At 34.8% G+C, this 2806-nt stretch carries 2 protein-coding genes; one reads left to right on the top strand and one right to left on the bottom strand.

All coding sequences use genetic code 11. The features are described from left to right. The first annotated feature begins 14 nt into the window (after positions 1-14). A complete protein-coding gene (locus PHC28_RS17910; RefSeq protein WP_300103728.1) occupies positions 15-2510 on the top strand; it encodes a cation-translocating P-type ATPase in 2496 nt (831 codons plus the stop codon). A gap of 15 nt (positions 2511-2525) precedes the next feature. Here the strand turns inward: PHC28_RS17910 and PHC28_RS17905 are convergent. After that, a partial coding sequence (locus PHC28_RS17905; protein ID WP_300103725.1) for a DUF5723 family protein occupies positions 2526-2806 on the bottom strand: 281 nt, incomplete at its 5' end.

Below are 2806 nucleotides of genomic sequence, written 5' to 3'. Positions count from 1 at the left end.
TCTATAATTTTCCAATGGAAAAACAAAACCATCCACTAAAAGGACTTTCTAAAGAAGAAGTGATTCAGTCGAGACAGAAGCACGGTTCGAATTCTTTAGAACATCAATACAAGAATGGTTTTCTCCTCTCTTTATTCGAAATGATCAAAGAACCAATGTTTTTATTGCTTTTATTGGCCACCAGTGTTTATTTTATTACTGGAGAATTTGGAAACGGGATTTTTATGTTGGTTGCCATTTTTTTAGTTTCAACCATTTCGCTTTATCAAGAATCTCGAAGTCGAAATGCCATTGAAACGCTAAAAAAATTAGTACAACCTAAAAGCAAAGTTATCCGAGATGGCGAAATCCTAGAAATTCCAAGCGAAGAAATTGTATTGGGCGATTTAATACAAACCGAGGAAGGAACTTTTATACCAGCAGACGCCATTATTCTTCAATCGAATGATTTCTCTGTAAATGAATCTATTTTAACGGGAGAATCACTTGCCGTTTTCAAGAAAAAAGATTCAGAAACCAACCTGATTTTTCAAGGAACTATTGTAGCAAGCGGCTTGGCAATTTGCGAAGTTACAGCCATTGGCAACCAAACCCAACTAGGAAAAATAGGCAAAAGTCTAGAAGAAATAGCCGAAGAAAAAACGCCATTGCAAGTCCAAATAGGTAATTTCGTAAAGAAAATGTCAGTGATTGGTTTAGTGATTTTTGCTATTGTTTGGGGAATCAACTTTTATAATTCGGGGGTTTTCCTAGACAGTTTGCTAAAAGCGTTAACCTTAGCAATGAGCATAATTCCTGAGGAAATCCCTGTTGCTTTTACCACATTTATGGCTTTGGGAGCTTGGCGATTAATGAAAATGGGGATTATTGTCAAACAAACTAAAACCGTAGAAACACTTGGAAGTGCCAACGTAATTTGCACTGATAAAACGGGAACCATCACCGAAAACAAAATGAGTTTGGCGCAATTATACTTGTTTTCATCAAACAAAATTATAAACCCAAAAGAGAAATTGAACGAGGAAGAGTTGGAATTACTTAGAATCTCAATGTGGGCAAGTGAACCTATTCCGTTTGACGGTATGGAAATTGCGTTGCACGATGCCTATTCGAAATTGGAAACAAATGATGAACGTCCCAATTTCAAAATGATTCACGAATATCCATTGGATGGAAATCCGCCAATGATGACGCATATTTTCGAAAATAAAAAAGGAACCCGAATCATTGCTGCCAAAGGAGCTGCAGAAGCATTAATGTCGATTTCAAATCTTTCTGGCATTGAAAAACAACAAATCAACAACGCCATTGAATTGATGGCGAAGGAAGGATTTCGAGTTTTGGGTGTTGGTTTTTCGGAGTTTTCAGGAAAGAATTATCCAAAAACGCAACAAGAATTTCCGTTTAAATTTTTGGGATTGGTTGCTTTTTATGATCCTCCAAAAGAGAATAGTAAAGATGTATTTGAATCTTTTTATAATGCAGGAATTAAAGTAAAAATAGTAACGGGAGATAATGCGACCACTACTTCAACAATTGCCAATCAAGTAGGTTTTAGAAATCCCGAAAACACATTAAACGGAGATGAATTGATGGCGATGGACGAAATATCCTTAAATGAAAAGGTGATGGAAACCACCATTTTCACCAGAATGTTTCCCGATGCCAAACTCAAAATAATAAAAGCTTTAAAGGAAAATAACCAAATTGTGGCGATGACGGGTGACGGAGTAAATGATGGACCTGCGTTAAAATCCGCACATATAGGAATTGCGATGGGCAAAAAAGGAACTGAGATAGCCAAACAAGCCGCAAGTTTAATACTGATAGATGATGATTTAGCAAAGATGATTGATGCCATTGCGATGGGAAGAAAAATTTATGTCAACCTGAAAAAAGCAATTCAATACATCATTTCCATTCATATTCCCATCGTTTTGATAGTCTTCATTCCGCTAGTTTTAGGTTGGATTTATCCAAATATTTTCTCGCCTGTTCACATAATTTTTCTAGAAATAATTATGGGACCAACTTGTTCCATAATCTATGAAAACGAACCTATGGAACCCAACCTGATGTTGCAAAAACCGAGACCGTTTACTACCACTTTTTTCAACTTGAAAGAAATAACAATCAGTATTATACAAGGACTTGTTATCACGCTAGGACTTTTGTTTGTTTACCAATATTGTGTTCAGGAAAATTGTACTGAAAGTGTTACCCGAACCGTCATATTTTTAACTCTAATTGCATCGAATATCTTCCTGACATTAGCTAATCGTTCCTTTTATTATTCGATACTTACGACTTTGAAATACAAGAATAATTTGGTTTTGATAATCATAGGAATAACCGTTTTCATCACCAGTTTAATTTTGTTTGTTCCACTATTCTCTCATTTTTTTATGTTTGATAGTGTAACTATTTTTCAAATTATGCTGAGTATTTTGGTAGGTTTTATATCGGTAATTTGGATTGAAATTTACAAAGGGTTCAAGCGGAAGAATTAAAAAATAATGGCCTTTTTAAAAAGGTGTGTTTTTATCAGCAAAAATAATTGAAAGCCCTAATTGAAAGGATAAACTATTGGCTTTGGATATATCCTTATATTCCAAAAGATTGTCAGCAAGGATATAAAAATTGACTTTACCAAGAGTTGTTGACAATCCTAAACCAATAATTTTGGCTGAAAACGAATCCAAAGTATAGGTAGCTTTCATTTCTAAAGAATCGAAAATTTGTCTTCTGTAATAGGCTGTCAACGCCATTAAAGGCATTCTTGGTGTTGTCATTGCAAATAATTGAG

It is taken from the genome of Flavobacterium sp., from assembly GCF_028712645.1.
In the GTDB taxonomy this organism is placed as follows: domain Bacteria; phylum Bacteroidota; class Bacteroidia; order Flavobacteriales; family Flavobacteriaceae; genus Flavobacterium.
Note: the sequence above shows the minus strand (reverse complement) of the source record. Positions and strands in the feature narration are given on the sequence as shown.

What these genes read in the sequence shown, in the direction of transcription:
- PHC28_RS17910 (WP_300103728.1), top strand. Translation starts at nt 15, where the DNA reads ATGGAAAAACAAAACCATCCACTAAAAGGACTTTCTAAAGAAGAAGTG.